This is a genomic window from Serratia sp. KG1D (assembly GCF_037150675.1).
In the GTDB taxonomy this organism is placed as follows: Bacteria; Pseudomonadota; Gammaproteobacteria; order Enterobacterales; family Enterobacteriaceae; genus Serratia; species Serratia nematodiphila.
Window position 1 is genome coordinate 1,531,042 of the sequence record NZ_JBAGIH010000001.1, and the last position, 24,653, is coordinate 1,555,694.

Here is a 24,653-nt window from a genome sequence, read left to right on the forward strand (position 1 = left end):
TCAATAGGCGCCGGAGAGCAGGGCGCCGGCGCCGGGGACGATCGGCTCCAGCTCCAGCGCGGTCAGCATCGCGTAAGTGGTGGCGATGGCGGCGGTGATCACCGGTTTGCCGGTTTGGGCCTCCACCGTCGGGACGGCCGGCAGCGAAGGCATCTGCACGCAGGCGGACAGCACGATAGCATCGACCTCGCGTAAATCCATCTCGGCGACGATCCCCGGCAGCCTGGCCGGATCGTGCCGGCCGACTTCGAGGTTGTCCGGGATCTCCAGCGCGCGCCATACCTTGACCTCGATGCCTTCGTGCTGGATGTAGTCCACCACCAGCTGGGTCAGCGGTTTCATGTAGGGCGCCACCAGCGCGATGCGTTTGGCGCCGATCACCTTCAGGCCGTTGACCAGCGCGCCCGCGCTGCTGATAACCGGCGCGGCGGCCTGATTGTCTTTCGTCACCTGTGCCAGCCGGGCCTGCGATTCGCGATGGTAGCCCAGCCCCATCGCCATGATGGCCACCAGGCAGGCGTAGCCGAGCACGTCGACCCGCGCGTCGGACAGCTCCAGCGCACAGCGGTCGGACTCGGCGTCCATCGCCGCCAATTCTTCTTTATTGACGTGTTTCATGCGCATGCGGCTGGAGTGAAAGGTGAAACGCTCCGGGCGTATCAGCTGGCGCGCGCCCAGCATCGCCGGGATCTCGGTTTCCATCGTGGTGTTGGAGCTGGGCACGATCTGGCCGATGCGGTAGTGGTTGCTCATGTCGGTGTTCCTCAGTTAATCCAGAAAATCGCCCAGGGCGCGTAAGAAGCCGTCGAAATCGTCCCACGGGATCATGTGTCCGGCGTTCTCGACCTCGACGATGGCGATCTCCGGCTGCAGCGCGCGGATCTCCGCCCGGTCTTCGGGCTGAATGACGCCGCCTTTGCCCGCGGCCATCAGCAGCGTCGGCATGGTCAGCTGCGGGTAGTCGCGGTGGCTGTCCACCTGATGAAAATCGTCGTAGGCGCGTTGGATAGCCGGCTCGTAGCAGGTATGCAGCCACTCGGCGCGCAGCTGACGCTGTTCTTCGCTCCAGGTTGGGCAAAAGGCGCGCATCTGCTCGGCGCTCATGCCCGGCAGCGACTGCCGGATGGAGTCGGCGTACCACGGCCATTGGCCGGGATAGGCGCGGCGGCCGGGGCCGGAAACCGGCGGATCGACCAGCACCAGCCGCCGCACGCCGGCGGGCCGCAAAGCGGCGGCGCGCAGGGCGAAGCGGGCGCCCATCGAATGGCCGAGCAGGGCGTAACTGTCCAGGTTCAGCGCGGCGGCGAAGGCGTTGACGTCCTGTGCGCAGGTCTCTGCGTCATAAGCCAGTTCCGGGCCGCTGGACGACAAACCGCGGCCGCGCACGTCGAGCACGTAGACGTCGTATTTTTCCCCCAGCCGCTCGGCGACGAAGCCCCAGGTGATCGCCGGGCTGGTGATGCCGGGCACCAGGATCAGCGCCGGGCCGTGGCCGCCGTAGCGCAGATAGTGTTGGCGAATGTTGTTGGCGTGAACGTGGGCGCCGTAGAGGAAGGTGCTCATGCGGCGTTCTCCGATTTCAGCGCTTGCGCGTACAGGTCATAGCCGTAAACCCAGGCCGGATCTTCCTGGGTGCGCAGGAAGGTGTTGGCGTTGGACACCGCCTGTACCCTGGAGGCGCGCTCCTTGCGGTTGGCTTCATACAGCTGGAAGGCGGTGCGGTAGTCGCCGAGGCCGGTTTCCTGCAGGCAGCGGGTCAGCATGGCGGCGTCTTCGATCGCCATCGCCGCGCCCTGCGCCATGTGCGGTTTCATCGGGTGGCAGGCATCGCCGAGCAGCACCAGACGGCCTTCGCTCCACAACGGCAGCGGTTTGCGGTTCAGCAATGGCCATTTGGTGACCTGTTCGCTGGATTCGATCAGCGCCTGCACGATCGGATGGTAGCCGGCGAAGGTCTCGAACATCTCTTCGCGGCTGCTGTCGATGAAGCTGCCCTGGAAATCCCAGGCCGGGTGCGGCACGCCGCTGACGTAGTAATATTCGTCGCGCCGTTGGGTGGTGTAGTAGACCATCAGATGGCGATCCGCCGACCACCACTTCACGCAGTCTTCGAACGTCAGGTTGTATTTCGCCAGCTTCTCGCCGCGGATCAGCGCGCGGTGGGCCACCCAGCCGCTGTAGGTCGGCGCTTCGGCGCCCAGCAGATGCTCGCGGATGCGCGAGTTGATGCCGTCGGCGCCGATCACGATATCAGCGTGGGCCGAGGTGCCATCGACGAAGTTCAGCGCCACCTCGTCACCGCGATCTTCAATCTTGCTCAGGCATTTGCCGAAGTGCAGGGTGCCGGGCTGCAGCGCGGAGAGCTGCAACGCCTGCAAATCGCCGCGGTGCACCGTCACATAGGCGGCGCCGTACTCCCGGCGGGCGAAGGCGCCCAGTTCGATGCGCGACAGGTAGTCGCCGCTTTCGGCGTCGCGGCTGAACCAGAAATCGGGATGAGACGCCATCTGCTCCAACCGTTGCTCAATACCGAGACGGCGGAAAATCTTCAGCACGTTCGGCCCCATGTGAATGCCGGCGCCGAGGCGCGAGAACGCCGGGCTCTGCTCATACAGATCGACGGTAAAGCCGGCTTTTTGCAGCAGCCCGGCGGCGGCGGCGCCTCCCAGCCCGGCGCCGACGACGGCGATGCGTGGTTGTTTGCTCATCATGTTTCCCCTGTCTGTTGGCTTTTTTCAGCGTAGGCCCAACGCGTGGTTGGACGATTGATTTATAGTGTATGCACTAGATAACGCAAAGTTGCAAAAGTGTTAAATCAGATCTTGCTCACGCTAATTGACAGCGCATTACTGTTAAACTCATGTTAATCACAGGATTGATAAGGCATGAAATAGGACTTTCTTATGATGGCCATCTGTGGCTTGCTTTCTTTTCCTTTTTTGACTTAGATGAAATGAGTGTGTTCGCTTTAAATCGCTTGAAAAATAACCGCCGCCTTGCGGGCGTCGGATACCCTTGACGAGACAGGAGACAGGCCATGGCGGTCAATGAAACCCAGTTGGTACAGCTGTTCGAGCAGGTGCTTACGCTGTCGAAGGTCGATGCTTCGCAGAGCGTGGCGATTTTGAAAAGCCATTATTCCGATGCGCGCACGGTGCGCGCCGCGACCGACGCGGCGCTGCGGTTGGGCGCCAGGGTGTATGCCGTCGAACTGCCGGCGTTCAACCATCCGCGGGCGATGGGCAACGACATGACCGCCTATTGCGGCGATACCGCGCTGACCGGCAACCTGGCGGCGCAGCGTGCGCTGGAGGCCGCCGACCTGATCGTCGATACCATGATGCTGCTGCATTCGCCGGAGCAGGAACAGATCCTGAAAACCGGCACCCGCATCCTGCTGGCGGTGGAGCCGCCGGAGGTGCTGGCGCGCATGTTGCCCAACGCGGAGGACAAAGCGCGGGTGCTGGCCGCCGCCGCCGTGCTGGAGCAGGCGAAGCTGATGCAGGTGACCTCCGCCGCCGGCAGCGATTTCCGCGCGCCGCTCGGGCAATACCCGACGGTGACCGAGTACGGCTATGCCGATGAGCCGGGGCGCTGGGATCACTGGCCGAGCGGTTTCCTGTTCACCTGGCCGAATGAGGAGCAGGCGGAGGGCGTGTTGGTGCTGGAGGTTGGCGATATCTTGCTGCCGTTCAAAAGCTATGCGCGCGAACGCATCACGCTGGAGATCGAACAAGGGTTCGTCACCCGCATTCACGGCGGTTTTGAGGCGGAATACCTGCGCGAATACATGAAATACTTCGACGATCCGGATGTGTACGGCATCTCGCACATCGGCTGGGGTCTGCAGCCCCGCGCCCAGTGGACGGCGATGGGCCTGCACGACAAGAACGACGGCATGTGCATGGACGCGCGCGCGTTCTACGGCAACTTCCTGTTCTCCACCGGGCCGAATACCGAAGTGGGCGGCACGCGCAAAACGCCTTGCCATATGGACATCGCACTGCGCCGCTGCGACATTCGTCTCGATGGGCAAACGGTGGTGGCGGACGGGGAAGTGGTGGCGCCGGAGGCGTCGCGCGTGCGCCGGGCGTAATCGTTGCTGCCAACGGCGGGGGTTTGTACTATTCTCGTGGATTCCATAGATGGTGAGAGTAACGCAATGACGCCCCCCGAATACCCGTCAGCCGTGAGCGGCCAACCCGAAAATTATCATTTTACCGAGCAAGTCGGGCACCTGCTGCGCAAGGTTTATCAGCGCCACGTGGCGATTTTCCAGCAAAACGTCGGCGATTCGCAGCTGACGGCGGTGCAGTTCATCACCCTGTGCGCGGTGCGCGATATGGGGCCGAGCTCGCTGACCGAGCTGGTGCAGGTGACGGCGGTGGATCAAGCCACCATCCGCGGCATCGTCGAGCGGCTGAAGGCGCGCGATCTGATCACGGTGACGCCGGATCCGGTGGATCGGCGCAAGGTGGTGGTCGGCCTGACCGACGCCGGCGGCGCGCTGCTGGCGGAAACGGTGCCGCAGGCGGCGAAAATCACAGAATTGACGTTCGGCACGCTGAACCCGGCCGAACGGATAGCGCTGATATTCCTGCTGAATAAAATGCTGGAAGACCCTGCCACCGGCTGATTCGCCCGCGCAACGTCGGTTGCCTGGTGGTCGGTGGCGAGAGGCCAGCCCATAAGACCATCAAGTGCAGGCGGAGACGCAAACAATGGCGATATCTGAAGTGCAATCGCCCAGGGAAGGCGCGAAAACCACGCTGACGGAGCATCCGCTGATGCTGTCGGTGAACGGCGAACAGCTTCATGCGCAGGTGATGGCGGATACGCCGCTCTTGCTGGTACTGCGCAACGATCTGGCGCTCAACGGCCCAAAATACGGCTGCGGCCTGGGCGAATGCGGCGCGTGCACCGTGCTGATCGACGGCGTGGCGGCGCGCTCCTGCGTGATCCCGGCCCTCGGCGTGTCCGGCCGGGCGATCGTGACCCTGGAAGGTCTCGGCACTCGCCAGCGCCCGCATCCGGTGCAGCGCGCCTTTATTGAAGAGCAGGCGGCGCAATGCGGCTACTGTCTCAATGGCATGATCATGACCACCAAAGCCCTGTTGGATCGCAATCCCGCCCCGAGTGAGGCGGAGATCCGTCAGGCGCTGTCCGGCAATCTGTGCCGCTGCGGCACCCATCTTGAAATCTTGCGTGCGGTTCAGCGCGCCATCATTCTCTGCCGCGATGAGGACGCCCACGATCATGACTGATTCCCGTACCCCATCGCCGAGCCAGGCCGAATTGCTGCAGCGCGACGGCGTGCTGCTGATCGTCGACAGCGTGCAACCGCCGCCGGGGCTGGTGCCCAAGGGGCAAACGCCGGTGCTGAAGCCCAAGGAGCAAGGGCTGTTTATCGCCCTGTGCGGCAGCGGTGAAATCTATGCCTTTAACGGCCATGTCGATCTCGGCACCGGCGTGCGCACCGCGCTCGGGCAGATCGTCGCCGAAGAGCTGTACCTGCGCATGGATCAGGTGCAGATGGTGTTGGGTGATACCGAGCGCGCGCCGAATCAGGGCGCCACCATCGCCAGCGCCACGCTGCAGATCGCCGCCGTGCCGCTGCGCAACGCCGCCGCCGAAGCGCGCCGTTGGCTGTTGCGCCAGGCGGCGCAGCGCTTCGATGCGCCGGTGGAACAGCTGACGCTGGAGGAGGGCGTGATCCGCAGCCCGCAGGGGCAGGCGCTCAGCTACGCCGAATTGGTGGCCGGCGGTCATGTCGAGCTGTCGATTTCCGGCGACGCGCCGCTGAAACCGCAGGCGGAGTATCGCCTGGTGGGCACCAGCGCCGCGCGCGTCGATATTCCGGCCAAGGCGACCGGCGAAACCACTTACGTACACGATATGCGGTTGCCGAACATGCTGCACGGCCGGGTAGTGCGGCCGCCCTATGCCGGGTACGACAGCGGCGAATTTGTCGGCACCAGCCTGCTGGCGGTGGACGAAACCTCGATCGCGCATATTCCCGGCATCGTCAAACTGGTGGTGATCGGCGATTTCATCGGCATTGTCGCCGAACGCGAAGAGCAGGCGGTCAAGGCGGCGCAGGCGCTGCAGGTCAGTTGGAAAGACTGGCGGCGCAATTTGCCGCAGATGACCGACGTGGCGCAGGCGCTGCGCGACAACCCGCATTCGACCCGGGTGGTGCACGATACCGGCGACGTGGACGCGGCGCTGGCGGCGGCCGACAGGCGTTTCACCCGCAGCTACCTGTGGCCGTATCAGCTTCATGCCTCGATTGGCCCTTCCTGCGCGCTGGCGGACTACCGGCCGGAACGTCTGCAGGTCTGGTCAGGCAGCCAGAACCCGCACCTGCTGCGCGCCGATTTGGCCTGGCTGCTGGAGTACCCGGAAGCGCAGATCGAGATCGTTCGCATGGAAGCGGCCGGCTGCTATGGCCGCAATTGCGCCGATGACGTCTGCGCCGACGCGGCGCTGCTGTCGCGCGCGGTGGGCAGGCCGGTGCGGATGCAGCTGACCCGCGAGCAAGAACATGTGTGGGAACCGAAGGGCACGGCGCAACTGATGGAGGTGGACGGCGGGCTGGACGCCGCCGGGCACCCGGTCGCCTACGATTTTCGCACCTATTATCCTTCCAACGGCGCGCCGACGCTGGCGCTGCTGCTGACCGGCCGGGTCGAGCCGTTGCCGGTGGCCTATGAAATGGGCGATCGCACCTCGGTGCCGCCTTATGAGTATCCGTCGCTGCGCGTCAGCATCGAGGACATGGCGCCGATCGTGCGCGCCTCCTGGATGCGCGGCGTTTCCGCCTTGCCCAACACCTTCGCCCACGAGTCTTATATCGATGAGCTGGCCCACGCCGCCGGCGTCGATCCGCTGGAGTATCGGCTGCGCTACATCAATGATGAACGCGCCAGTGAACTGATGCGCAGCACCGCAGAACGCGCCGGCTGGACGCCGCATACCGAACCGATGCAGACCCCGGCGGAAGACGGCGTGCTGCGCGGGCGCGGCTTTGCCTATGCCCGTTACATCCACAGCAAGTTTCCCGGCTTTGGCGCGGCCTGGGCCGCCTGGGTGGCCGACGTGGCGATCGACAAAGCCAGCGGCGAAGTGGCGGTGACGCGCATCGTGGTCGGCCACGACGCGGGCATGATGGTTAACCCGGACGGCGTGCGCCACCAAATTCACGGCAATGTTTTGCAATCGACCAGCCGGGTATTGAAAGAGCGCGTGACCTTTGAGGAATCGACGGTCTCCGCCAAAGAATGGGGGGCCTACCCGATCCTGACCTTCCCGGAGGTGCCGGAGGTGGACGTGGTGATGATGCCGCGCCCTTACGATCCGCCGCTGGGCGCCGGGGAGTCGGCGTCGGTGCCCAGCGCGGCGGCCATCGCCAACGCGGTGTTCGACGCCACCGGCATTCGTTTTCGCGAGCTGCCGATCACCTCGGACAAGCTGCGTGAGGCGCTGAACGGGCCGGATGCCGAACGGCAGGCCGCGCCGCCCAAGAAAAAGAAGCGCGGCAAATGGTGGTTCGGCGGCGCGGCGGGGCTGTTCGGCGCCGTGCTGGGCATCGCCGGCAGCGCCTTGCCGTGGCGGGCGGAGATCGCGCCGGTGGCGACGCCCGGCGCCGGCACCTGGTCGGCCGCCACGCTGGAGCGCGGCCGTCAGCTGGCCGCCGCCGGAGACTGCGCGGTTTGCCATACCGCATCGGAAGGGGCGACCAACGCCGGTGGGCTGGCGATGGCGACGCCGTTCGGCACGCTCTACAGCACCAATATTACCCCGGACGTGGCAACCGGCATCGGCAACTGGTCGTTTACTGCGTTCGATCGGGCGATGCGCCAGGGTATCGCCCGCGACGGCCGCCACCTCTATCCGGCATTTCCTTACACCGCCTTCAGCAAAATGACCGACGGCGACATGCAGGCGCTGTACGCTTATCTGATGTCGCAACCGGCGGTGCGCCAGAGCAACCCGGCCAATCAGATGCGTTTCCCGTTTAACCTGCGGCCGCTGATGGCCGGCTGGAACGCGCTGTTCCTGCGCCAGGGGGAATATCAACCCGATCCGCAACAAAGCGCGCAATGGAACCGCGGCGCTTATCTGGTCAACGGGCTTGGCCATTGCGCCGCCTGCCATTCGCCGCGCAACCTGCTGGGGGCGGAAAAGGGCGGCGCGGCTTTCCTGGCGGGGGGGATGGTGGACGGGTGGGAAGCGCCGGCGCTGAATCAATTGGCCAACGCGGAAAAACCCTGGACCGAGGAACAGCTGTTTCAGTATTTCCGCAGCGGGCATTCCGCCGAGCACGGCGTGGCGGCCGGGCCGATGGGGCCGGTGGTGAGCGAGCTGGCGACGTTGCCGCAGAGCGATCTGCGGGCGATGGCCAATTATGTGATGTCGCTGAGCGCCAAGTCGACGCTGAACGTGGAACCGCAGGCGCAGTTGGCGGCTCGCGCATTGCCGGCGGTGGGGCAACTTGCCGGTGAGCGGTTGTTTCAGGGCGCTTGCCAGGCCTGCCACAGCGCCGCCGCCGGCGGGCCGCAGCTGTTCGGCGTCAGCCCGGATCTGGCCAATAACACCAACATCTTCAGCGATCGCCCCGATAACCTGATCAAGGTGATCCTGCAAGGGATCCCCAAACCGGCCACCGCCGAATTGGGCTTTATGCCGGGCTTTAAGGACAGTTTTTCCGATCGGCAGGTAACGGCGCTGGTGAATTATTTACGCCAACGCTATGCCGGCGACAAACCGGCCTGGCGCGACGTGGAGGCGCAGGTTGCGCGGTTGCGCGCAGAGCCGGGCATGCACTGAGCCGCCTCAGGCATGGCGCAGGAACGCCACCAGCCGCTGCGCCGGCAGCGGCAACTGCGCCGGGTCACGCACCGCGATCGACAGGCGCCGGGTCGCCCAATCGTCCGTCAGCGGCAGTGCGCTGTGCCGAATTTCCGGCTGGCGTTGTGCGCTCTCTTCCGGCACCACCGCCAGCCCGGCGCCGCGCAGCACCATGCGGCAGATGGCGTCGAAATGAGCGGCACGCGCCCGCAATCGCATCGGGCCGCCGCTGCGTATCGCCAATTGCTCAAGATGTTGTTGCAGCGCGCTCTCTTCCGGCAGGCCGATGAAATCAAAAGGCAGCGCGTCCGCAAAGCTGACCTGCCGGCGGCCGCTGAGCGCATGCCCCGGCGGCAGCGCCAGCACCAGACGATCCTGGCGAAAAGGGTAACTTGTCAGCCCGCGCAGATCGGCGTGGTCCGCGACGATGCCGATATCCGCCGCTCGTTCGGCGATCGTCTGCGCGATGGCCGGGCTGGGCAGCTCTTCCAGCGCGATATCGGTGTGCGGGTGCAGCATCAGAAAATCCGCCAACAGCTCCGGCAAAAAGGCGTCGGCGGCGACGGTATTGGCGACGATGCGCAGCTGGCTGCGCTGGCCCGGCGCGAACTCGGCCATATCACCGCGTAGCCGGTCGCGCTGCTGCAATAGCACTCGCGCGTGATGCAACAGGCGCTCACCGGCGGGCGTCGCCTGGACGCCGCGCGGATTGCGCGTCAGCAGCGCTACGCCGGCCTGTTGCTCCAGCCCGCGCATGCGGGCGCTGGCGGCGGCCAGCGACAGCCCGACGCGCTCGGCGCCGGCGGTGATGCTGCCGGTCTCGAGCACCGCCGCCAACAGCCGCAGATCGATAAAGTCAAAATGCATGCGTTTTCCCTCTGTCTTTGCCGCAGGCAGGCTCTGTCATTGCCGCATTGTGCCGCGGCGCGGCGCTGGCCACAATCGAGCCGTTGATTCGCCATAAGGATAGACGCATGTCGCTGACGTTACTCGAAATTGTCGCCCTTACGGGCATTTTTACGCTGGCCGGCACGGTCAAAGGGGCGATCGGTCTGGGGTTGCCGACGGTGTCGATGGGGTTGCTCAGTCTGATGATGCCGCCGGGGCAGGCCGCCGCGCTGCTGCTGTTGCCCTCGCTGATCACCAACCTGTGGCAACTGCTGTGCGGGCCGACGCTGTGGGCGCTGTGGCGGCGGCTCTGGCCGATGATGCTGTGCGTCACGCTGGGCACATTGTTGAGCGCCGGAACGCTCACTGCTGGCGACGGCGGCCTGGCGCCGCTGGCGCTGGGCATGTGTCTGATCGGCTATGCCCTGTTGGGATTCACCCGTTTCGACTGGCGCATTTCCGCCGAGGCAGAGCCTTGGCTGGGGCCGCTGTGCGGCCTGGTGACCGGTACGCTGACCGGCGCCACCGGGGTGTTCGTCATTCCGGCGGTGCCTTACCTGAATGCGTTAGGCCTGGCGCGCGATGAGCTGGTGCAGGCGCTGGGGCTGTCGTTCACCGTCTCGACGCTGGCGCTGGCCGCCGGATTAGCCTGGCATCAGGCGCTGCCCGGCTCGTTGCTCGGCGTTTCCTTGCTGTCGCTGTTGCCGGCGTTGGCCGGCATGTGGCTGGGGGAGAGGGTGCGCCGTCATTGTCGCCCGCAGCTGTTTCGCCGCCTTTTCTTTATTGGGTTATTAATCCTGGGCGTTGAGATTATTTGGCGATTCAATTAATTGAATCGATAGCATCTGCGTGTAATTAGGTTCGGTATATTATTCTGGGTTTTATTTTAATATGATGGGTTGCAATGTTTAGAACACACTTTTCTTATTGGTTTTTTTCATGAAATACATGATGGTTATGGATTTTTATTAGTGTTTTTTACTTTTCCCATTACAGCTATTTTTAATGGCTGTAAAACCAGCAAACCCATAGGAGAGTATTTATGAAGGAAATTTTAAGCAGCCAACTCGATGCGATGTCGGGTGGATGGCAGGATCGCGATGGGAGTGGAAAAAGATCGTCTGATAGCGGAGATGGGGTATATGATGAATAGATATGTTGTTTTTATAAAGAGTGATGAATCAAAAGTGCTAAGAAAGGAAGTGGTTACACGAGAAATTATTAAGAGTATGAAGCGGAAGGGATTCAGGAAGCATCATATCGAAGTAGAGGCTGATAACGAAAACGATGCTATTAACAAATTAAATAAGAAAAGCAATGATTATTTGTATTCATTGAGAAATTTTTCAGGTGATTTATTGTTCTGTTCTATTTGTGTTATTGTTATGACGATAGTCTATTTTGCCACGATGAAAATGAGTTAGAAGTAGATACTGTAGGATTTAAAAAATAAAAAGACTTGTCGAACTGGATCTCTCTGATTTTTCTCTGGATATGATACTGCCATTGGGTGAAATATACGTTCATAAAAATTTATTGGCGCCAAGATCACTCAGAAGATTTAAAGGTGTTTATTTTAATAGTTTCATATCCTCTCACCAAAATTAACTGATCTTCTGCTTGTTTTATTATCAATACAATAGCCTGTGAATTTGAATGTTAGCTATCACTAAGGGACGCTGATCATGTTTCGCCAGGAAGCGATCGATAATCAGAAAATGAAATGGCGTGGCCGGGCGCTCCTCCTTCCCGGCATTCCCTTTTGGTTCACGGCGGGGCTGTGCCTGTTTTTTCTCATTGCTTTTCTCACCTTCACCATCGCCGGCACCTATACCCGGCGGGTCAACGTGACCGGTGAGATCAGCACCTATCCCCGCGCCGCGAACGTTTACTCCACGGTTCAAGGGGTAGTGGTCAAACAATTTGTCACCGAAGGGCAGGTGATTGCCGTTGGTGCCCCCATTTACCAGATCGACGTCAGCAAGAGTACCCGTAGCGGTGTGCTCAGCGACAACCAACGGCGGGATATCGATGGCCAGCTGGCGCGCATTGCGCAAATCATTAACCGACTGGAAAGCAGCAAGCAGGCCACGCTTATCATGCTGGAACAACAGAAGGCGCAATACACCGCTGCATTCACCCGCTCCACCGATATCCTCAAACGCGCCCAGGAAGGGATACGCATCATGAAGGAAAACATGGAGAACTACCGGCACTATCAGACCAAGGGGCTGATCAATAAGGATCAGCTCACCAATCAGGTGGCGCTGTATTACCAGCAGCAGAACAACCTGCTGGGCCTGTCCGGCCAGAACGAACAGAATGCGTTGCAGATCACCGTGCTGGAGAGCCAGATCCATATCCAGGCTGCCGAATTCGACAACCAGATCTACCAGATGGAGCTGCAGCGCTATGAGCTGCAAAAGGAGCGGCAAAACATCGATGCCACTGGCGATATTATCGTTCGCGCGCTGGCCGGCGGCCGCATCGATTCGCTGAGCGTCACGGTTGGCCAGATGGTCAACATTGGCGACAGTCTGCTGCAGATTATTCCGCAAAACATCGATCGCTATGCCCTGGTACTGTGGGTGCCCAACGACGCCATCCCCTACATTGCCGCCGGCGATAAGGTCAATGTGCGCTATGACGCCTTTCCGGCGGAGAAGTTCGGCCAGTTCGCCGGCACCGTGTCCGTCATCTCCAAAGCCCCGGCTTCACCGCAGGAAATGCTGACCTACCAGGGGGCGCCCAAAGCGGCGCTGACCGCCGCCGTGCCTTACTACAAGGTGATTGTTATCCCGGAAAAACAATCCATTGCTTACGATGGCAAACGTCTGAGCCTGGAAAACGGCATGAAAGCGCAAAGCACTCTGTTTCTGGAAAAAAGGAAGATGTATCAATGGATGCTGTCGCCGTTCTACGACATGAAACACAGTGCGACGGGGCCGGTCAATGAGTAGGAGCACATTCAAACAGCGGGTCAGCCAACTGGATCTGCGGCTGCGCCACCGGGTTCCGATGATGCACCAGACCGAGTCGTCGGAATGCGGGCTGGCCTGTCTGGCGATGATCTGCGGTTATTACGGCAAAAACATCGACCTGATCGCGCTGCGCCGGCAGTTCAATCTGTCATCCCGCGGTGCCACATTGGCTGGACTGACCGGTATCGCCGAGCAATTGAGGTTGAGCACCCGTCCTCTGTCTCTGGATCTGGACGAACTCGGTGCGCTAAAACTGCCCTGCATTCTGCACTGGGAATTCAACCATTTCGTGGTGCTGGTCAGCGTCAAAGGCCACCGCGCGGTGCTGCACGATCCGGCGCGCGGGCGCCGGGCCGTCAGCCTGACGGAACTGTCGCACAGTTTCACCGGCGTAGCGCTTGAGGCCTGGCCCGGCAGCACCTTTACCGCCGACAGCGTCCGCCATCGCATTCATCTTCGCACGCTGATCGGCAGCGTGCATGGCCTCAAGGGGGCGCTCGGCAAAATCTTTTGCCTGTCTCTGGTGTTCGAAACCATCAACCTGGTGATGCCCATCGGCACGCAGCTGGTGATGGATCACGCCATTCCCGCCGGAGATCGCGGGTTACTGTCGCTCATCTGCGCCGGATTGATGCTGTTTATCTTGTTGCGGGCTGCCATCGGCATGGTGCGGGCATGGTCCGGACTGGTTATGTCGACGCTTATCAACGTGCAGTGGCAGTCCGGGTTGTTCACCCATCTGCTGCGACTGCCGCTCGGTTACTTTGAACGGCGTAAGCTGGGTGACATTCAGTCACGCTTCGGTTCACTGGATACGCTGCGCAGCACTTTCACCACCAGCATCGTCGGCGCCATCATGGACGGCATCATGGTGATTGGCGTGCTGGTGATGATGGTGCTGTATGGCGGCTGGCTGAGTGGGGTGGTGATCGCGTTCACCGCGCTCTATGTGCTGATGCGACTGCTGACCTACGGCTATTATCGCCAGCTGTCCGAGGAGGCGCTGGTTAGAGAGGCGCGGGCAGGCTCGTATTTTATGGAGACGCTGTACGGTATCGCTACCGTCAAGATGCAGGGCATGGCAGAACGCCGCATCGCTCACTGGCTAAACCTTGAAATCGACACCATCAACACGGGTATCCGCGTCACCCGAATGGACATGCTGTTTGGCGGGATCAACACCTTCATAGCGGCGTGCGACCAGATCGTCATTCTGTGGTTGGGAACCAGCCTGGTGATCGATAACCAGATGACCCTCGGCATGTTCGTGGCGTTCGGCGCCTTTCGGGGCCAGTTCTCCGACCGCATCGGGTCGCTGACGGAATTTTTGCTGCAGTTGCGCATGATGAGCCTGCATAACGAGCGCATTGCCGATATCGCCCTGCATCCGCGGGAGGCGCGTAAACCCGATCACCCTTACACGGCGGGGCTGCAACCTTTGGGATTGACGACCCATGCCCTGAGCTATCGTTACGATAGCCAGTCACCGGCTATCTTTGATGGCCTGGACATCAGCGTTGCGCCGGGCGAAAGCGTGGCCATCGTGGGCCCGTCCGGCGCCGGCAAAACCACGTTGATGAAGGTGTTGTGCGGACTGTTTACCCCGGATTCAGGGCGGGTTGAGGTGAACGGTGTCGATATCCGCCAGCTCGGCATCAACAACTACCACAAAATGATTGCCTGCGTGATGCAGGACGACAAACTGTTCTCCGGCTCGATCCGGGAAAATATTTGCGGGTTTGCGGACGAGGTGGACGATGCCTGGATGCAAGCCTGTGCCCGTGCCAGCTATCTGCATGACGTGGTTTTACGCATGCCTATGGGATATGAAACACTGATTGGCGAGTTGGGGGAAGGATTGTCCGGCGGGCAAAAACAACGGCTATTCATAGCCCGGGCAATCTACAAAAAACCGGCTATTTTGTTTCTGGATGAGGCCACCAGCGCGCTGGATAAGGAGAGCGAAGCTGTGGTGAATCAGGCCATCAAGAGACTCAATATCACTAAGCTGATCATTGCCCACCGTGAAACGACCATTGCGTCGGCAGATCGGGTTATACATTTGGGATAAGGGGGGGATCACCCGCGGCACCGGCCATTTTCACTGTTCCCCCCTAAAAACCCAATAAATGGCGATGGGGCAAGGCTATTTTTGCTGCTCGCTTCGGCTTTCAATTTACGGCGCGGCGCATTGCGCGATATTCTGGTTTTCTGATGGGCTGACGGCGGATGAGGGAACCATGACAGACAGCCAGGCGTTTGAACAACAAAGCCTCGACAATCTGCTGAGCTATTGGCGGCGCCATCGCCGCCTGCCGGGCGCGCGCTATCCGGCCGGCCCGACCGACACCCTGTGCGACGTGCCGGGCGTCAGCGTCGGGCATCACACGCTGGCCGACGGCGAATGCCAGACCGGCGTTACCGCCATCGTGCCGCCGGGCGATCTGTTTAACCAGCCGCTGCCGTGCGGCAGCGCGGTGCTCAACGGCTTCGCCAAGCCGCTGGGGTTGGTGCAGCTGAACGAGCTGGGGGTGCTGCAAACGCCGATCCTGCTGAGCAACACCTTCGCCGTCGGCACGCTGTTCAACGCCATGGTGCGGCGCAGCTGTCTGCGTTACCCGCAGATCGGCCGCGGCAGCGCCACCATTAACCCGCTGGTGCTGGAGTGCAACGACGGTTACCTCAACGATATTCAGGCGATGGCGGTGCGTGAGGAGCACGTCTTCAGCGCGCTGGATAACCATTCCACCCGCTTTGCGCGCGGCAGCGTCGGCGCCGGGCGCGGCATGAGCAGCTTCGGCTTGAAAGGGGGCATCGGCACCGCCTCACGCTATTGCCCAGGGCTTGGCACCACGCTCGGCGTGCTGGTGCTGGCCAACTTCGGCACCCTCGACTCGTTGACGCTGAGCGGCGTGCGCGTTGGCCAGGCGCTGGGCAAACTGTTGGCGGATCCGCCGCCGCAGGTGGACGCCGGTTCGGTCATTATCATCATCGCCTGCGATCGGGCGCTGGACAGCCGCCAGCTGAACCGCATCGCCCGCCGCGCGGGCGCCGGTTTGGGGCGGGTGGGCAGCCATTGGGGGCACGGCTCCGGCGATATCGCGCTGGCGTTTTCCACCCGGTTGCTGGGGGCGACGTTGCCGGACGAGCGGCTGGAGCCGCTGTTTGCGGCGGCCGCGGACGCCACCGAATACGCGGTGCTGGATGCCTTGCTCAGCGCCGAAGGCGTCAGCGGTTTCCAGCAACACGATCGTATGGCGTTGGGCCCGCTGCTCGATCGGCTGGCGGAAAATTAAATAACGGGAGTGTGATGTGAAAGTCTTTATCTCTGCGGATATCGAGGGTATCGCCGGCGTGATGCGGCCGGAGCAGTGCAACCCGGCCCATGCTGACTATGCGGCGGCGCGCGAGCTGATGGAGCAGGAGGTCAACGCCGCCATCGACGGCGCTTTTGCCGGCGGCGCCACCGAGGTGACGGTGGCCGACAGCCACGCGATGATGCAGAACCTGCGCGCCGATCGCATCGATGCGCGGGCGCGCCTGGTGCAGGGCAAACCGCGCGGGCTATCGATGGTGGAAGGGCTGCAGCATCAACGTTACGACGGCCTGATGTGTATCGGTTATCACAGCGCCGCCGGCGAACGCGGCGTGCTGGCGCATACCATCAATGGCCGGGCCTTTTACCGCGTCAGCCTGAACGGCGAGGTGGTAGGCGAAAGCGATCTGTATGCGGCGGCGGCGGCCGAGTTGAACGTCCCGCTGTGGCTGGTGAGCGGTGACGACGAGCTGCAACGTTGGATCGCTGAGCGTTATCCGCAATCTGGCTATGTTTGCGTGAAACGCGCCATCTCGCAAACCGCCGCTGAATCGCTCAGCCCTCAGCGGGCGCGGGCGGAGATCCGCGAGCGGGCGATGCAGCAGGTGCGCCAGGGAGCCAGACTGCCGGTGGAGCGCCGCTTCATGCCACCTTATCGGTTGACGCTGATGGCGGCCAAACCGGTGCTGGCGGATCTGTTCAGCCTGGTGCCCGGCGTGCAGCGCCAGGACGCGCTCACCGTGGCCTTCGACAGCGACAACATGGCGGCGCAAATCCGCCTGCTCAGCGTCTTCTCCTCTCTGGCGACGACGCAGAGCTGACCCCCGGTGCGGGTTCCCGCCCGCACCGCACGATTCTCCAACAGAAAATCCCTTATCAAGATTAGGCTTGCTGAATAATAGGCTACGCTAATTATTGCTCTGTTGCGCTATGTCACCTGACCGGCGCGGCAAGCCATTCCCATAACAAGAGTTGTTTCGCCGAAGGCAGTGACGCCTTCGGTTTTTTTGGAGTCATGAGCAATGAGCATATCCCAAGTTCCGCTTTCGCGGCGGCGGTTTATCGTCGGCGCCGGGGCGTTGGTGATCGGCGCCTATCTACCGTCCACCGGCGCGCTGGCGCGCTCGAACGCCCCGGCCGTCTCCGGCACGGCGGCGTTAGACGCCAACGCCTTCGTTCAGATCGGCGCCGACGGCGTCGTCACCGTCATCAGTAAACACACCGAAGTGGGCCAGGGGGTCTATACCGGCATGGCGACGCTGGTTGCCGAAGAGCTCGATGCCGATTGGGCGCAGGTGCGGGTCGTGGCCGCGCCGGTGGACACCAATATCTACAAAAACCTGGCCTTCGGATTCCAGGGGACCGGCGGTTCCAGCTCGGTGGCCAATGCCTATGAGCAAATGCGGCGCATGGGCGCCATGGCGCGCGCGCTGCTGGTGCAGGCCGCCGCGCAGAGCTGGAAAACCTCGGCGCAGGAAATCACCGTGCAGGCGGGCAAGATCCGCCATGCCGCCAGCGGGCGCGAAGCGGGCTTTGGCGAGTTCGCCGCGCTGGCCGCCACGTTGCCGCCGCCCGATCCCGCCAGCCTGACGCTGAAGGATCCGGCCAATTTCACCCTGATCGGCAAAACGCGCGGTTTGCACCGCGTCGATTCGCTGGCGAAAACCAACGGCAGCGCGCAGTTCTCGCAGGATATCCACGAGCCGGACATGCTGACCGTCACCATCAAGAAACCGCCGCGTTTCGGCGGCAAAGTGGCGACCTTCGACGCCGAGCGGGCGCTGGCGGTGCCGGGCGTGGTGGCGGTGAAACAGGTTGCCACCGGCGTAGCGGTTTACGCCAAAAACACCTGGGCGGCGATCCAGGGGCGGGAACGGCTGAGGGTCACCTGGGACGATGCGCAGGCCGAACGGCGCAACACCGAGGAAATCTACGCCGAGTTCCGCCAGGTGGCGCAAAAAACCGGCGTGGTGGCGAAGAGCCACGGCAAGCCGGACGAGGTGTTCGATAAGGCCGACAAGGTGATCGAGGCTGAATACACCTTCCCGTACGTCGCCCACGCGCCGATGGAGCCGCTGGGCGGCTATCTGTTCTGGGACGGCGAGAGCGTTAAGGCGCGCTACGGCTGCCAAATCCAGACGCTTGACCATAAGCAGCTGTGCGATCTGTTCGAGCTGCCGCCGGACAAGGTGCAGATTGAAACCATTCTGGCGGGCGGCAGCTTCGGCCGGCGCATCGATTTAGGCAACCCGACGCTGGGGCCGGATCTGGCGGCCGACATGGCGGCGGCGGCCAAGGGCATCGGCCCCGGTTACGGCGTGAAGGTGGTGTGGACGCGCGAGGACGACATCCGCAACGGCTGGTATCGCCCGATGATCCTGCACCGCCTGCGCGGCGCCATTCGCGGCGGCAAGGTGGTGGGCTGGACCGATACCGTGGTCGGCCACTCCTGGACGCGCCACAGCGCGATGGATGCGCTGGTGGTCAACGGGCTCGATCAAATGATGGTCGAGGGCGCCAGCGAGGTGTCATACACCTTCGAAGCCTTCCGCTGCGATGCGCACATCGTGCCCGGCAAGGTGCCGACCACCTCGCTGCGGTCGGTCGCCAGCACCCACACCGGCCATGCGGTGGAGAGCTTTATCGATCAGCTGTTGCAGGAAACCGGGCAGGATCCGGTCGAAGGGCGGCTGGCGCTGATGGGCGATGCGCCGCGCGCGGCGGGCGTGCTGCGGGCGGTGGCCAAAGCCGCCGGCTGGCAGGGCGCCAAGGTGGTGGACGGGCGCGCGCGCGGCGTGGGCGTCGCCAAGGCGTTCGATACCTATGTGGCGCAGGTGGCCGAGGTGTCGATCGGCGAAGGCGGCATCCCGAAAGTGCATAAAGTGTGGTGTGCGGTGGACTGCGGCGTGGCGGTGAACCCCGACGTGATCCGCGCGCAGATCGAGGGCGGCATCGGTTACGGCCTCAGCATGGCGCTATACGGCAATATCACGCTGAAAGACGGCGTGGTCGAACAGTCCAATTTCAATAACTTCCGCCCGCTGCGCATCGATGAGATGCCGGAGATCGAGGTGATCATCGTGCCCTCGACCGAGAAACCGACCGGCGTGGGCGAGCTGGGGGTGCCGACCATCGCCCCGGCGGTCGGCAATGCGCTGGCGCTGCTCGGGCGGCCCCGCACCTCGCTGAGCCTGCCGCTGCATAATCCCACTGCGAATCCGGCGTCTGACAAGGAGAGAACCTGATGATTCATTTAACTGTAAACGATCAGCCGCTGATCTTTGAGGGCGATCCGCACATGCCGCTGCTGTGGTTTCTGCGTGACGAAGCCGGCCTGACCGGCACCAAGTTCGGCTGCGGCATCGCCATGTGCGGCGCCTGTACCGTGCATCTGGACGGCGTGCCGGTGCGTTCGTGCATGACGCCGGTCTCCGCCGCCGTCGGCAAGAAAATCACCACCATCGAAGCCGTGGGCGCCACACCGGAAGGCAAGGCGGTGCAGGAAGCCTGGCTTGATCTGGACGTGGTGCAGTGCGGTTACTGCCAGTCCGGCCAGATCATGAGCGCCAGCGCGCTGTTGGCGCAAAGCAAGGATCCGAGCGATGCGGACATTGACGCGGCGATGGGCGGCAACGTCTGCCGCTGCGCCACCTATGTGCGCATTCGCGCCGCCATCCACCAGGCCGCCAAGGCGTTGGGTTAGGGAGAGATGCGATGAGCAATGCCTTGAAAGGGCTGTTATGGCTGATTATCGCCGTGGTGGTGTTGGCGGGAGGATACGCGCTGTACACGCTGCTGCGGCCCACCGGCGCTGAGCCGGCGGCGCCGATCGCCGGGGCGCCGGCCGGCATGACCGACAAACTGGCGCGCGGCGAGTACCTGGCGCGCGCCGCCGACTGCGTGGCGTGCCACACCGCGCCGGGCGGCGCGCCTTATGCGGGCGGCTTCGCCTTCAAATTGCCGTTCGGCACCATTTACGGCACCAATATTACCGCCGACAAGGAGACCGGCATCGGCAACTGGAGCGACGATCAGTTCGTGCGCGCGGTGCGTGAGGGCATCGGCCCGCAGGGCAACCTGTATCCGGCGATGCCTTATACCTCGTACACCGGGCTGAGCCGCGACGACGTGCTGGCGATCAAGGATTATCTGTTCAGCCTGCCGCCGGTGAAACAGGCCAACCCGCAAAACGAGCTGTCGTTCCCGTTCAACCAGCGCTGGGGCATGAAATTCTGGAACCTGGCGTTCTTCCATGAGCAGCGCTTCGCGCCGGATCTCAACAAGGATGAACAGTGGAATCGCGGCGCCTATCTGGCGACGGCGCTGGGCCACTGCGGCGAGTGCCATACGCCGCGCAATCTGGGGTTCGGTCTTAACCAGAGCAAGCACCTGAGCGGTGAAGTGGTGCAGGGCTGGTTCGCCGCCAACATCACGCCGGACAAACAGACCGGCATCGGCGGCTGGAGCGACCAGCAGCTGTCGCAATATCTGGCTACCGGCCATGCGCCGGGGCGCAGCAGCGCCGCTGGCCCGATGGCGGAAGCGGTGGAAAACAGCCTGCAGTTCCTGACGCCGGAAGATAATTTGGCGCTGGTGAAATACCTGCGCGACATCGAGCCTATCGCCGGCGACGGCGCGGCGGAGGTGAACCTGCAGCCGAAGGGCGCGGGGGCTTCCACCCCGATCCTGCCGGGCGGGCAAGACAGTTCGCTTGGGCGCCGGGTGTTCGCCAACGACTGCAGCGGTTGCCACCAGTGGAACGGGCCGGGCCGCCAGAGCGAGTACGCATCGCTGGTCGGCAGCACGGCGGTGAACGATCCGCAGGGGCGCAGCGTGGTGCAGGCCATCCTGAAGGGGACGAGCATCAGCGTCGGCGAGCGGCATGAGATGATGCCGGCGTTCGGCAGCGCCTATTCCGACGAGGAAGTGGCGGCGGTCGCCAACTTTGTGGTCGGCCATTTCGGCGACAAGCAGGGCAAAGTCACCGCCAAACAGGTGGCGGAGCAGCGTAAGCAGTAAAGAAAAGCGGCGAGGGAGCGCCTCCCTCGCCGCGGCGTCAGCGGCTGCGCCGCGACATCACCCGTTTGTCTTTCGGCCGATCCTGCCAGTCCTCAACCTGATTGTTGAAGTTGTTCGCCAGCAGGTAGGCCGGGGTTTTCGCCAGCCAGTCGGACAACGAAATATCCTGATAAATGCCGTTGTCCATCACGATCAATACCTTCAAATCCTCATCGCTGATGTTCTCGATGTAATGGCCGAAGCCCTGCGGCACGTAGCCGACGTCTGAAGGGGCGTACTCTTCCTTCTGCGCGTGGCCGTGCGAGCTGAACACCGTCATTCGGCCTTTGCCGGCAATATAGTATTGCCATTCGTTGGCATTGGGGTGCCAGTGCAATTCCCGGATTGCGCCGGGTTTCACGATCTCGATGATGCCGGTCATGGTGGTGGAGATGGGGAACTCTTTCGACGACACCAAATGGACGCTGCCGGCGTCATTTTCAAAGAACGGTTTTTGCTTCATTAATTCATAACGGTGGGTCAGCGGGGCGTTATTTAATCCGCCGTCGTTTTTCGGCAATGGCAAGGCGGGCGGAACGGCGCCGCCGACAATATAAGCTTCACCCTGTTTGGCCTTGGAAAATACCGCCGCCGGCATGTTGACGCTTTTTTCCAATACCTCTTTCGGCATATGCGCCACCCAATCGGTGATGCTGAAGGTGCCGAATTCGGAGAAATGGCCGTTATCGAACGCCAAAATAAAATGCGCGCCGTCCGCCAACGCCTGAATGGAATGGCCGTAGCCTTTTGGGAAATACCAGACGTCGCCTGGCCCGAAATCCGCCACTTCGCATTTGCCTTCGGGATCGAGGATGGTGATGCGCGCATGGCCCTCCAGCATAAACGCCCATTCGGCGGCGATAGCATGCCAGTGCAATTCGCGCACGCCGCCCGGCTCCAGCGTCATGTCGACGCCGGCCACGCCCTCGGAGATCGGGAATTGCTCGACGGTGGCTTCGCGCGCCCAGCCGCTGGGCAGGCTGCGCTTTTTGCTGTCGGTGAATTTGTATTTATAGAGATGCTGCGCATCGGCAGGCGGCTGATAGCTGCTGGGGGGCACGATATTGCGATGGTCGTCAGCAGCGGCATTTTTGGCGATGCCGCCAATCATGCCGGCGGCGGCCGCGCTGACGGCGGAGACTTTTAATATATCACGACGCGATAGCATAGCATTTTCTCCAATATAAAGCCGTGCGCCTGCAGAAGCAGGCGACAGGGAAGGCGCGATCGCCATTGAAATGATTTTTGTCATCGGCGGAAATAGGCTGTGACCCTTAAATCCTAGCGGCTGGAAGGTATTGCGTAGGCGCTTATTTGTTTGCGTTTGTTACTAAGTGAGTGCAGGTTTAATTAATTAAACGGAAGTTGAATAGTCATTGGATGGAATTAATTTTAGTCGCCGGATAATTTAAATAAATAATAAACGAACGTCATTTTTTATTGGCCGTTTGGGCTATTTTTATGACTGCCCCACGGTCTCCAGCACCAGTTGCCGAAAGCGCTCGACGATCGGCGAGGCCGGACTGCGGCGCAGCGCCAGGTAAAGCGGGGCGCTGAGCTGCGCCTCTGCGGCGAGAGTGCGGTAGACGATGCCGTCGCCGCCCAGCCGCCGCATCGAACCGGGCACGATTGACACCCCCAATCCGGCGCCGACCAGGCTGAGGGTGGCCGGCAGGCGCGGCGCTTCCTGCACGATGCGCGGGCTGAAGCCGGCGCGGTGACAGGCGGCCAGAATGGCGTCGTACAGCCCCTGGCCGGCCGGGCGGCGATAGAGAATAAACGCCTCGTGGGCCAGTTCGGCCAACGGCAGCGGCTGCTGCGTCTCATGCGCCAGCCGATGGCCCAGCGGCAGAGCGACGATCATCGGCTCGCTGAGCACCGGCTCGACGCTCAGGCCGGGAATGCCGTTGGCCGGCGAGCGCACGAAGGCGGCGTCGAGGCGCTGTTCCAGCAACGCCTCCATCAGCTCGCCGCTGCCGGCCTCTTCCAACTGAGTGGTGATGCCCGGCAGGATGTCGCGGTAGCGGCGCAGCAGGTTGGGCACGAACGGGTGCAGCGCGGCGGAACTGGTGAAACCGATGGCGATATGGCCCTGCTCGCCGCGGGCGGCGCGCTGCACCGCTTCTCGCAGGCGTTCGGCGCGCGCCAGCAGGGCGCGGGCTTCTTCGAACAGCACGCCGCCCGCTTCGGTGACGCGCACGCCGCGCGGCAATCGCTGCAACAATTTCACGCCCAATTCATCTTCCAACCCCTGTAATAAACGGGTCAGCGGCGGCTGCTGGATAAACAGCCGCTCGGCGGCGCGGGTGATGTTGCCTTCTTCCACCACGGTGACGAACGCCCGCAGGCGACGCAGTTCGATCATAGCCATACCTCAAAGGTATCTTTAGTAGTTCCGGAATGCATTAGACATCATGGCACGGCGGCGCGCATGATACCAGACATCAAAACAAGCGATGTGGAACGGCAATGTCATGTCAGATATCAATACGATAAAACCGCACCCGGCGGCAGCGCCGGGCAACGCGGCGCTGTTTTTGGGCTTTCTGTGGCTGGGGTTGATCGGCTTCGGCGGCGTACTGCCGATGGCGCGCAGCATGTTGGTGGAGCGCCGGCGCTGGCTGAGCGGCGAACAATTCACCGAGCTGCTCGGGCTGTGCCAGTTTCTGCCCGGCGGCAACGTGATCAACCTGTCGGTGGCGGTGGGCATGGAGTTTCGCGGGCTGCGCGGCGCGCTGTGCGCCTTGTTGGGCCTCATCAGCGCGCCGACGGCGATTGTGGTGGGGCTGGGCGTGGTGTACGCCCGCTTCCAAAACGATCCTCATGTGCAGCATGTGTTCGCCGGTCTGGCCGCCGCCGCCGCCGGGTTGCTGCTCTCGACCGGGATTAAGATGCTGCTGCCGCTGCGCGGCAAGTGGGCGGCGCTGGCGATTGTGGCGCTGGCGCTGATCGCCATTGCCTGGCTGCGCCTGCCGCTGCTGCCGACCATGCTGGTGCTGGCGCCGCTGAGCATTCTGCTGATGTGGCGGTGGCCGTCATGAGCGGGGTGTTGATGGCGTTGGCGTTGATTTTCACCGAGCTGTCTCTGCTGGCGTTCGGCGGCGGCATGACCATTCTGCCGGAGATGCAGCGGCAGGTGGTGGAGGTGCATCAGTGGATGAGCGCCCAGGAGTTCAGCGCGCTGTTCGCCATGGCGCAGGCCGCGCCGGGGCCGAACATGATGATCGTGCCGCTGGTCGGTTGGCACGTCGCCGGTTGGGCGGGGCTGCTGGTGTCTTCGGTCGCCAAGTTCGGGCCGTCTTCCATCGTTACGCTATTGGTGATGGGCGCCTGGCGGCGCTTTAAGGATCGCCCGTGGCGCCGCATCGTGCAGGCCGGGCTGGTGCCGCTGACCGTGGGGCTGGTGGTGGCCAGCGGCCTTTTGATCGCCGAGGCTTCCGCGCCCAATTGGCGGCTGGCGGCGATCGTGGCGCTGGCGACGGGCTTGAGCATGAGCAAGCGCCTCCATCCGCTGTGGGTGCTGGCCGGTGGCGCGCTGCTTGGCTTGCTGTTCGCCTGAA

General features: G+C 62.6%; 21 protein-coding genes. 15 read left to right on the plus strand and 6 right to left on the minus strand.

Annotation, left to right across the window (positions count from 1 at the left end):
• From WFM45_RS07580 to WFM45_RS07590, 3 genes are read right to left on the minus strand one after another with little or no spacing between them, the layout of a single operon-like run.
• Entirely contained in the window at positions 1-753 is a 753-nt protein-coding gene (locus tag WFM45_RS07580; protein WP_015377793.1) for a maleate cis-trans isomerase family protein, read from the minus strand.
• Between the two features lie 15 nt (positions 754-768).
• On the minus strand, positions 769-1,563 hold the full coding sequence (locus WFM45_RS07585) for an alpha/beta fold hydrolase (protein ID WP_336954990.1): 795 nt from the start codon (positions 1,561-1,563) through the stop codon (positions 769-771).
• Positions 1,560-2,711, minus strand: coding sequence for an FAD-dependent monooxygenase (locus WFM45_RS07590; RefSeq protein ID WP_076740247.1), 1,152 nt, complete (start codon positions 2,709-2,711; stop codon positions 1,560-1,562). The genes WFM45_RS07585 and WFM45_RS07590 overlap by 4 nt, the downstream gene beginning before the upstream one ends.
• 326 nt (positions 2,712-3,037) lie before the next feature.
• Here WFM45_RS07590 and WFM45_RS07595 point away from each other — a divergent pair, with 326 nt between their 5' ends.
• The 4 genes from WFM45_RS07595 (at position 3,038) to WFM45_RS07610 (ending at position 8,829) form a co-directional block, all read left to right on the plus strand.
• Complete coding sequence (locus WFM45_RS07595) at positions 3,038-4,096, plus strand: 2,5-dihydroxypyridine 5,6-dioxygenase (protein WP_082997562.1); 1,059 nt, start codon at positions 3,038-3,040, stop codon at positions 4,094-4,096.
• A 66-nt stretch (positions 4,097-4,162) separates the two neighbouring features.
• Positions 4,163-4,636 carry a MarR family winged helix-turn-helix transcriptional regulator gene (locus WFM45_RS07600; protein ID WP_004938613.1) on the plus strand — a complete coding sequence of 158 codons (474 nt, stop codon included), beginning with the start codon at positions 4,163-4,165 and terminating at the stop codon, positions 4,634-4,636.
• 85 nt (positions 4,637-4,721) lie between these two features.
• Positions 4,722-5,264, plus strand: coding sequence for a (2Fe-2S)-binding protein (locus WFM45_RS07605; protein WP_004938615.1), 543 nt, complete (start codon positions 4,722-4,724; stop codon positions 5,262-5,264).
• Positions 5,257-8,829 (plus strand): molybdopterin cofactor-binding domain-containing protein, encoded by a 3,573-nt coding sequence (locus tag WFM45_RS07610; protein WP_336954991.1) that lies wholly within the window; start codon positions 5,257-5,259, stop codon positions 8,827-8,829. The genes WFM45_RS07605 and WFM45_RS07610 overlap by 8 nt, the downstream gene beginning before the upstream one ends.
• A 6-nt stretch (positions 8,830-8,835) precedes the next feature.
• Here the strand turns inward: WFM45_RS07610 and WFM45_RS07615 are convergent, their stop codons facing one another.
• Complete coding sequence (locus WFM45_RS07615) at positions 8,836-9,717, minus strand: LysR family transcriptional regulator (protein ID WP_033633115.1); 882 nt, start codon at positions 9,715-9,717, stop codon at positions 8,836-8,838.
• A gap of 107 nt (positions 9,718-9,824) precedes the next feature.
• On the opposite strand from WFM45_RS07615, the gene WFM45_RS07620 reads away from it, so the two are divergent.
• The 9 genes from WFM45_RS07620 (at position 9,825) to WFM45_RS07660 (ending at position 21,054) form a co-directional block, all read left to right on the plus strand.
• Positions 9,825-10,568, plus strand: coding sequence for a sulfite exporter TauE/SafE family protein (locus tag WFM45_RS07620; RefSeq protein WP_336954992.1), 744 nt, complete (start codon positions 9,825-9,827; stop codon positions 10,566-10,568).
• Positions 10,569-10,838: 270 nt separating this feature from the next.
• A complete protein-coding gene (locus WFM45_RS07625) occupies positions 10,839-11,162 on the plus strand; it encodes a hypothetical protein (RefSeq protein ID WP_180994458.1) in 324 nt (107 codons plus the stop codon).
• Between the two features lie 261 nt (positions 11,163-11,423).
• Positions 11,424-12,698 (plus strand): HlyD family secretion protein, encoded by a 1,275-nt coding sequence (locus WFM45_RS07630; protein ID WP_336954993.1) that lies wholly within the window; start codon positions 11,424-11,426, stop codon positions 12,696-12,698.
• The gene (locus tag WFM45_RS07635) at positions 12,691-14,790 is read left to right on the plus strand and encodes a peptidase domain-containing ABC transporter (protein WP_336954994.1); all 2,100 of its coding nucleotides are present in this window, start codon (positions 12,691-12,693) and stop codon (positions 14,788-14,790) included. Before WFM45_RS07630 ends, WFM45_RS07635 begins: the two co-directional genes overlap by 8 nt.
• A 169-nt stretch (positions 14,791-14,959) precedes the next feature.
• Complete coding sequence (locus WFM45_RS07640) at positions 14,960-16,015, plus strand: P1 family peptidase (protein ID WP_004940769.1); 1,056 nt, start codon at positions 14,960-14,962, stop codon at positions 16,013-16,015.
• 16 nt (positions 16,016-16,031) lie between these two features.
• Positions 16,032-16,856 carry a M55 family metallopeptidase gene (locus WFM45_RS07645; RefSeq protein ID WP_015377804.1) on the plus strand — a complete coding sequence of 275 codons (825 nt, stop codon included), beginning with the start codon at positions 16,032-16,034 and terminating at the stop codon, positions 16,854-16,856.
• A 201-nt stretch (positions 16,857-17,057) separates the two neighbouring features.
• Positions 17,058-19,280, plus strand: a complete 2,223-nt coding sequence (locus WFM45_RS07650) for a xanthine dehydrogenase family protein molybdopterin-binding subunit (RefSeq protein WP_033633111.1) — start codon at positions 17,058-17,060, stop codon at positions 19,278-19,280.
• Positions 19,280-19,738 carry a (2Fe-2S)-binding protein gene (locus WFM45_RS07655; RefSeq protein ID WP_336954995.1) on the plus strand — a complete coding sequence of 153 codons (459 nt, stop codon included), beginning with the start codon at positions 19,280-19,282 and terminating at the stop codon, positions 19,736-19,738. The genes WFM45_RS07650 and WFM45_RS07655 overlap by 1 nt, the downstream gene beginning before the upstream one ends.
• Positions 19,739-19,749: 11 nt before the next feature.
• Positions 19,750-21,054, plus strand: coding sequence for a c-type cytochrome (locus tag WFM45_RS07660; RefSeq protein WP_336954996.1), 1,305 nt, complete (start codon positions 19,750-19,752; stop codon positions 21,052-21,054).
• A 37-nt stretch (positions 21,055-21,091) separates the two neighbouring features.
• Here the strand turns inward: WFM45_RS07660 and WFM45_RS07665 are convergent, their stop codons facing one another.
• A complete protein-coding gene (locus WFM45_RS07665) occupies positions 21,092-22,261 on the minus strand; it encodes a cupin domain-containing protein (protein ID WP_336954997.1) in 1,170 nt (389 codons plus the stop codon).
• Positions 22,262-22,552: 291 nt separating this feature from the next.
• Positions 22,553-23,464, minus strand: coding sequence for a LysR family transcriptional regulator (locus WFM45_RS07670; RefSeq protein ID WP_033633109.1), 912 nt, complete (start codon positions 23,462-23,464; stop codon positions 22,553-22,555).
• A 103-nt stretch (positions 23,465-23,567) separates the two neighbouring features.
• On the opposite strand from WFM45_RS07670, the gene WFM45_RS07675 reads away from it, so the two are divergent.
• Together WFM45_RS07675 and WFM45_RS07680 are read left to right on the plus strand one after the other, a co-directional pair.
• On the plus strand, positions 23,568-24,134 hold the full coding sequence (locus tag WFM45_RS07675) for a chromate transporter (RefSeq protein ID WP_015377810.1): 567 nt from the start codon (positions 23,568-23,570) through the stop codon (positions 24,132-24,134).
• Positions 24,131-24,652, plus strand: a complete 522-nt coding sequence (locus WFM45_RS07680; protein WP_041922337.1) for a chromate transporter — start codon at positions 24,131-24,133, stop codon at positions 24,650-24,652. The genes WFM45_RS07675 and WFM45_RS07680 overlap by 4 nt, the downstream gene beginning before the upstream one ends.
• Position 24,653: the final 1 nt, after the last annotated feature.